7 protein-coding genes are annotated in these 6762 nt (G+C 53.7%); 1 reads left to right on the forward strand and 6 read right to left on the reverse strand.

Annotation, left to right across the window (positions count from 1 at the left end):
- Positions 1–134, forward strand: a 134-nt coding sequence (locus tag O6944_04555) for an IS30 family transposase (protein ID MCZ6718410.1), incomplete at its 5' end; no start/stop codon positions are given.
- Positions 135–344: 210 nt separating this feature from the next.
- Here O6944_04555 and msrB read toward each other — a convergent pair.
- The 6 genes from msrB to O6944_04585 form a co-directional block, all read right to left on the reverse strand.
- Positions 345–1454: a peptide-methionine (R)-S-oxide reductase MsrB gene (gene msrB, locus O6944_04560; protein MCZ6718411.1), complete on the reverse strand. Its 1110-nt coding sequence runs from the start codon at positions 1452–1454 to the stop codon at positions 345–347.
- A gap of 52 nt (positions 1455–1506) precedes the next feature.
- Positions 1507–2322: a DUF1223 domain-containing protein gene (locus O6944_04565; protein MCZ6718412.1), complete on the reverse strand. Its 816-nt coding sequence runs from the start codon at positions 2320–2322 to the stop codon at positions 1507–1509.
- A 112-nt stretch (positions 2323–2434) separates the two neighbouring features.
- The gene (locus O6944_04570) at positions 2435–3907 is read right to left on the reverse strand and encodes an ATP-binding protein (GenBank protein MCZ6718413.1); all 1473 of its coding nucleotides are present in this window, start codon (positions 3905–3907) and stop codon (positions 2435–2437) included.
- Between the two features lie 3 nt (positions 3908–3910).
- Complete coding sequence (locus O6944_04575; protein MCZ6718414.1) at positions 3911–4615, reverse strand: response regulator transcription factor; 705 nt, start codon at positions 4613–4615, stop codon at positions 3911–3913.
- 135 nt (positions 4616–4750) lie between these two features.
- The gene (locus O6944_04580; GenBank protein MCZ6718415.1) at positions 4751–5107 is read right to left on the reverse strand and encodes a hypothetical protein; all 357 of its coding nucleotides are present in this window, start codon (positions 5105–5107) and stop codon (positions 4751–4753) included.
- A 471-nt stretch (positions 5108–5578) separates the two neighbouring features.
- A complete protein-coding gene (locus tag O6944_04585; protein MCZ6718416.1) occupies positions 5579–6127 on the reverse strand; it encodes a hypothetical protein in 549 nt (182 codons plus the stop codon).
- Positions 6128–6762: the final 635 nt, after the last annotated feature.

Genomic DNA, 6762 nt, shown 5'->3' on the forward strand with positions numbered 1-6762 from the left:
GAACGGACTTATCAGCGCACTCACAGGCCAAACTCAACGCGGTCGCTCGACAGCTAAACGAACGGCCGAGAAAAACGTTAAACTTCGAAACACCAGCCGAGCGATTTAGCCAATGTGTTGCGTCGATCGGTTGAGGTCGCAGCCGAAAGCAGCCGTTCGTGAATGTTCGGAAACGACCCCAAGCAGCCACTCGCAAATTCGTAGGCGCGTGGTTTTGCATCAAAATTCCTATGGCCGCTTTCGCCTAGAAGCGATCGGTCGCATGATACGATGGCGAAAGGCAGAAAACGACCCAAAGCAGACATTCAATGCGACGCCTAAACTACCCTCTCGGCGGTTTGACTTTACTTAAACCGTACAGCATACGCCGCATACCTAGTTCCCCCCAGGCTCTCCTTTGGAATAAATCGTAATGCCGCAGAATTTACGCAGTATCGCAGCCCGGTTGGCGTGGGACCGTCTTTGAATACGTGCCCGAGGTGCGAGTCGCCAAATTTACTCCTGATCTCGGTCCGCGGAAAGATGAATTTGTAATCAGTTCGTGTCTTCACATACGCTTCATCAATTGGCTTGGTGAAGCTAGGCCAACCGGTACCGGATTTATACTTGTCGATCGATGAAAACAGCGGCTCTCCCGAAGCAACATCCACATAGATCCCGTCGCGCTCGTTGTCCCAGTACTCGTTTCGGAACGGGCGCTCGGTACCCTCTTGCTGAGTCACCTCGTACTGTAGAGGTGTGAGCCTCTTTTTCAACGCTTCATCTGACGGCTTCGAGTACTGAGATATGTTTTCCTGCTTTTGATATTTGCTTAGATCAATGTGCAGTTCGTTGCTCCACGTCTTTTCCAGATATTGATCCCGCCCTGATCCGAGGCGATATAACTTGTAACGAATTGGATTTTTTTTGTGATAGTTCTGATGATACTCCTCGGCATTATAGAAGCGCTCGAACGGTACGATCGCGAGTGTGACCGGCTGGCTGTAGCGACCCGATTTATCGAGTTTCTCCAGTGAATGCTCGGCCGCCCGTTTCTGCGCTTCGTCGTGATAAAAGACGGCCGGGCGGTATTGGCGCCCGCGATCAACAAATTGTCCTTCAGCATCGGTCGGGTCGACCTGACGCCACAACGACTGCAACAACCCTTCGTACGAAATTTTCTCGGGATCGTAGTAGACCTGTACCGCTTCGGTATGCCCCGTCCCGCCGGCGGAGACCTGTTTGTAGGTTGGATTTGGTACATGTCCTCCGCTGTATCCGGAAATCACCTCCACCACACCCGGAAGTTTTTCAAAGTCCGATTCCACGCACCAGAAACAACCACCGGCAAATGTGGCCACTGCGTACTTAGGCTCAATGGTTGTTACCCCCTTCTCCATCACGCCACCCGCAACTACCTGCCACAGACCCAAAGCACCTACTACCACAAGAATAGAAATAGCTACTGTTTTCATAATCTTTTCCTCACGAAAATTGATTCAAAACCGCGCGGCGAGATAGGGAAGCCTATCTCATCGCACGCGAGATCCACCCACCGGTGGCCTGCAGAGGCACTTGGTCTCCCACTCGGCTCACCCACACGGCCAGAGCTAACCGTTTAGCGTTCACCTTTTCAACAGATGGAAGCGGTAACTGCCAGTGGGCGTCCGGCGACTGCATGGTGACGTGCCTCAGCACCACGAACTCCTGTTTCAACGTTCGCCCCCGATTCTCTCCGGCGATGATTTTCGATTGCAGACCTGTACCGAGCAGGGCGAGGTTGAGCACCAGCGGGTGTTGACTACTGTCAGTTCTCTGATACTGTGCCGTTACCCGCCCGCCTTTTAGTTCGACGGTCAAATTGCCGGCAGGTGCATCCGCTACATCGGGGTTCCGCCTGTCAAACCAACCCCGCCACTCGTGACCATTGACCACAAAACCTGGCGTGTAGACCGTGCTGATATCGCCCTTTGCCTGGTAGCGGTACTGTCGAGCCGAGTATTCTTGCTGGGCGAACCTGTCCTTCCAACCCAGGTAATCCCAGTAGTCCACGTGGAATGCCAGCGGCACGATCTCCTTCCATAGGCGCGGGTCCTGCTTCAGCCGAGCCAACCATGCCTCTGCCGGTGGGCAACTGCTGCAGCCCTCGGAAGTAAAAAGCTCGTACAGTGCGACGCGGCGGTCGCCGCTATTGAAGCTGAAGCTTTCAGCCATGGCGTTAGAAGATGCCAGCCAAGCAACACCAGCCACCAAGGCAATACCGATATTCTGCGTGACGCTGCGCTGATATGACGTACAAATTGATTTAAAGTATTGAACCATCGCCATTACCCCGCTATTCATCTGCACGAACTTCGTGCCTGGAATATCAAGTATCGGGCAGTGGAATTACAGCGACGTCACAAAATATTCACAATTTGATAACAGAAGCGGGATTTGTCTAAGTTCGTGGGTATCAGGTAGGGGCCAAAGGCAACTCAAAGGTGAATGTCGCACCGTTCCGCGGGGCGTTTGCAGCCCAAATTACACCGTGTTGCAATGTCATGATGCGCTTGGCTATCGCCAGACCGAGCCCGGAATGAGAACCATCCGCCGGTACCGCATCGGCACGAAAGAAAGGTTCGAACACCGCGAGCAGATCGGCTTCGGCGATGCCCGTCCCACTGTCCGTCACGGCAACCGAAAGCCTCCTCTCATCCACGCTGAGCTTGACTACAATGCAGCCACCATCGGGGGTATGGGCAAATGCGTTATCCAGCAGATTATCCAGAACTCGCTCGGTCATACCGATATCCCCTTGTGCAAAGGGCAAATCGGGCGCAGTGACCAACTCCAGGGCAATCTCTCTTTGTTCCGCCCTCAACCGATATTTCCGTACCACATCCTGTACAAACTCGGCAGGGGCGAAAGGCTCCAACACCGCCGCTTTCTCCCGCGCATCTAGGCTGGCCAGCTCAAACAACTCCTCAACCATACGGCTGAGTCGCTGTCCCTGTTTGAGAGCCGTGCGGAGAAAATCTGCGCGTTGCTCCTCGGGCAGTTCTTGCCCCTTGATCTGAAGGGTCTCGAGATAACCCTGTATCGAGGCGAGGGGCGTACGCAGATCATGAGACACCTGGGCAACTAGTTGACGGCGCAGCGTATCTTGTTCCCGCAGTTGTTCGATTTGCTCGCGGATTCGGTGAGCCATGCGGTCAAAGGTGATGCCGAGTCGATCCACCTCGTCCGCCGAGCGGCCGCCGTCAACGCCGTAGGTACGCTCTGAATCAAACCGGCTTTGCTCAAACTCCTCCATCACCGCCGATAGACGCTGCAACCGTCGAGTCAATAGGCGAAAGACCACAAGCCCTATTACCAGACCGACGCCGAGGCTCGTTGCAACTGCCCACCCACTCATGCGTAGGAAGTAGCTCTCTCGTATCATCTGCTCCACCCGTTCAACCTGCTCGCCCCGCAACACTACGTAAAGATAACCCTCGGGCCGCTGTTGGTTGGGCACCGGCGTAACCGAAAATGCTTTTCTCCCATCGTGGCTGCGCGGGTCATCACCGAGCAGTGGGTAGGGCTCGTCCATCGCCAAAAACGATTCGATTGGTGCTAACGATACCCGTTTTCGCTTCACCTTTCCGGGGTCGGCAGAATAAGAGAGGATGCTGCCCTCAAGGTCAATCAAATAGATTTCGATGCTGGGGTTGATCACCATGTACTGCCGGAAGGTTTCCGATAAGGCTTGTTGGTCGATGCGTCCCTCGGCTACTAGATTGTGATCGGCCACCAAGTCACGGGCAAGGTGACGGTTGAACTGCTGGTTGACTTCTTGCAGGTAATTTCGCGTGATGGTGTTACTGATAAAGGCGTAGAGCAGACCGATCGCGATCAACAGTATAACCAGACCCAAAGACAATTTTGCGTACAGCGTACTCAGCATTGCTCAATCTGTAAATTTGTAGCCGACACCCCACACCGTTTGAATGTAGCGAGGTTTCGACGGATCTTTTTCAATCTTTGTCCGCAATCGGTTGATGTGGGTGTTAACGGTGTGCTCGTAGCCCTCGTGGCTGTAGCCCCATACGGCGTCGAGTAGCTGAACCCGACTGAACACGCGTCCCGGATGGCGCGCAAAGTGAACCAATAGGTCAAACTCGCGAGCAGTTAGCTCTGCTGGTACGTCATCGATCGTTACCTTGTGCCGCTGGACATCTATCCTCAAGCCGGCATGTTCGATTAACTGTTTCGCCACTTTTTCTTCTGTGGCTTTGCTGCTAAGGGCGTCCACTCGTCGAAACAACGCTTTAATCCGCGCCATTAACTCGGGGATACTGAACGGCTTTGTCAGATAGTCGTCCGCCCCCATCTCTAACCCCACCACACGATCTAACTCAGTGGACTTGGCGGTGAGGACCAGAATCGGAACATAGGCCCCACCCTTTCGCATCTCGCGACAGACCGAGAGCCCATCCATCCCCGGCAACATCAGATCCAATACCACCAGATCAAACTGCTTTTGTTTAAAGGCCTCTAGGCCTTCAATTCCGTTGCCTGCGATCTTCGCGTCGCAATCAAGATCCTGCAGGTTAATCTTAATCAATCGCGAGATATCGGGATCGTCTTCAATTATCAGGACGTTGCGTGTCATGGCCAAGCAATAATACGCCTTAGAAAGTCCCTTAGTACATAGCTAACCCAGTTGCCGGTGGAAACGGAAGATACCCCTCCCGCATACGCGCCTGGAGGGGTAATCGGATGAGTGGCTGTAACACGAAGTCCGCGACTAACGCTTCGTGTCTCCCATTGGCGTGGCTCCTTTCATTTGATCTTTGTCCATTTTCATATGTCCTGTCTCTGTCATTGACTCGCTTTTCTCCATACCCATCTTTTCTTCCGTCATACCGGCCTCTTTCTGCATACCCGTCTTGTCCTTCATCTGCATCTTTTCTTCCATACCCGTCTTTTCCTCTGTCATACCGGTCTCTTTCTCCGTAGCCATCTTCTCCTGCATGGCCATCTTTTCTCCCATTGGCCTGCTGGAACCCGACTTCGTGGGGTCGGCCATACCAACGGAAATACCTAGCACCATTGCGCCGAGTAGTACACCCACATTCGCTAGAACCGATGATTGTTTTGACATCTCTAATGTTCTCCTAAAATTTTCATTGACCCCGGTGTTCGACCCGGGAAACTGTTTTGACTGGAACCAGTTTCATCGACCGAAATATCTGAATCTTGAAACTGGCAGTCCTGACGCACTCGAGCGTTCACGCTCGAGTTGCAGATAGAGATTCAATACGACGCGGATCACGTGTTGATCACACAAATATTACAATTGTATAACAGGGAGAAACAGGCGGTAGCCATCATCCGGTGGGCGCTGCTCAGCTTTGTCGTTAACTGAACGGTTACCAATGTCCGCTTCTGGCCGAAAGCAGACATTCGGTGCAACGCCTAAAGAGAGTCAGATGAAGTGCAAGTCAGGTACGGTGGTGTATATCGATCGCTGCCACCTCACAAGAGTGAGCTCTCTCACTGCCCACGCGACACGGGCGGGCAGCATCGAAAGGAAAAAGGCACAGCGGGCAGTCTGCGTTGAATCGCCAAGAGGTCAGCGCTCCTTCAGGGCGCCACCCACGAGCCAGCCCAGCCACGCCACCCCTAAGGCGATCACGGAGAGTACGACGACGGTTGCCACGTCGGCGAGCTGCGCTAGAAACACGAGCGTGCCACTGGAGACCCCTGTGAGCGCCAGTCCGATGACTGGCAACACCGGGACGCCGCATCCCATGACGCTACACGCCTGCGTCGTGAACCCGAGACCGCTCGTGACCGCCCCCGCCGCTCCCCCGTATTGAGCGACTTGCGTTCCCCACCCATACTGCCTCACTTGATCTCGGCGGTAGAACCATAAGGCGAAATATGCCCCGAAAAGAAACGACGTCAATACGAACCGCACGACGGAGGGGACATCCAAGATAAATCCCCACTCCACTTCTCCTCCCGCATTGTTCGCGATAACCCAGCCGAGGGCCATGTCTGAGACAAACTCCACCTTTCGGCTGAAGGTATCGTCGCTGTAGACAAGCCACTCGGGTAATCTGGAGAGCCAGGGATTGAAGGTAATATGATTAAAGGGTCCACGGGCAAGCGAAAGCACAACGAGCGGCAGAAGCAGGCTGAGGATAAAGACACCGATCGCTACCGCTCAGAAAATTTTCCACCGGGCCCGAATCGCCGCCACGACCCCCCTGCACGTCCTCGCAACCGTTTGCACAAGCCACCGACTCATTGGTGCACCTCCAAGTGAACGACCCCGCAGCAAGCCCTAGAACGACTCGATTGTACGCCTGGTGAGAAAAAAGTGGGAAATCCATTTTAACAGAAAGATGCCCGCATCCTTGGGAACTTTAAACCAAGCACTTGCGCTATCCGTTGTGAGCATAACCCACCTAAATCCTACCTAATTTCACCCACCAATATCATTTGATGACACAATGCTGACACAATAGGGCCTAACCTCAGGTTAGTGGAATCATTGGAAGAATTTTCAAACACCCTGAGCTACATGCATTTTTGAAAACGTGCGAAAAAACTCGCTTGTCTGAACGTCCGCTCTTGGCCGAAAGCGGACGTTCGTGAATGTCCGCTTCCGACCATAGCGGACATTCGTGTTCGGGGAGAACAAGCAATAGATACGGATTCAACGAGTCGCGAGATTTTCCACACCGTGGCTCATCGCCTTACGGCACGCCGCTCGTGGCGACGGTGGACACCGGCGGCGGATGTGGGACT

It is taken from the genome of Gammaproteobacteria bacterium (assembly GCA_027296625.1).
GTDB lineage: Bacteria > Pseudomonadota > Gammaproteobacteria > JAKEHO01 > JAKEHO01 > JAKEHO01.